1 protein-coding gene is annotated in these 268 nt (G+C 59.3%); it reads left to right on the top strand.

The genetic code is table 11. The features are described 5' to 3' along the window. Positions 1 to 268, top strand: a 268-nt coding sequence (traM, locus tag DXA74_RS16795; protein WP_233550595.1) for a conjugative transposon protein TraM, incomplete at both ends; no start/stop codon positions are given.

Genomic DNA, 268 nt, shown 5'->3' with positions numbered 1-268 from the left:
CCGACTTCATCCGGGCTTACAGCCAGCCACGAAACTACGGCTTCAACACGGCGGTAGGCACGGGGTACGCTATGGGAAAGAACACGGTAGCCGCCTGCATACACCAAGACCAAACGCTGGTGGACGGGCAGGCGGTGAAACTACGGCTGCTCGAACCCATGCAGGCGGGAAATATCGTTGTGCCGAAGAATACCCTTGTGGCGGGGACGGCAAAGGTGCAGGGCGAACGGCTCGACATACTGGTGTCCTCGATTGAGTACGCTGGCAA

The organism is Bacteroides sp. OF04-15BH (assembly GCF_003477995.1).
GTDB lineage: Bacteria > Bacteroidota > Bacteroidia > Bacteroidales > Bacteroidaceae > Paraprevotella.
This window is presented reverse-complemented; position numbering and strand designations above follow the sequence as displayed.